At 56.3% G+C, this 238-nt stretch carries 1 protein-coding gene; it reads right to left on the bottom strand.

Annotated features, from left to right (window positions below):
* Nucleotides 1–238, bottom strand: a 238-nt coding sequence (locus tag G9G53_RS26065; protein ID WP_165150921.1) for an AMP-binding protein, incomplete at both ends; no start/stop codon positions are given.

The following is a 238-nucleotide window of genomic DNA, read 5'->3' on the forward strand; positions in this document are numbered from 1 at the left end:
GGCCTTCCCCGGCCACGTACATTTCGCCCGCTACGCCGATCGGCACAGGGCGGCGGTTTTCATCCAGGACGTACACCTTCAGCGTCGGGATCGGCTTGCCGATATTACTCTTCGCCGCCTCCATTTCGACCCACGTTATTTCCTTATATGTAACGTGAACAGTCGTCTCGGTAATGCCGTACATATTGATCAGCTTCGTCTCCGGGTACTTCGTCTTGAAGCCCTTGAGCTGCAGCGG

It is taken from the genome of Paenibacillus sp. EKM206P, from assembly GCF_011066155.1.
In the GTDB taxonomy this organism is placed as follows: domain Bacteria; phylum Bacillota; class Bacilli; order Paenibacillales; family Paenibacillaceae; genus Paenibacillus; species Paenibacillus polymyxa_D.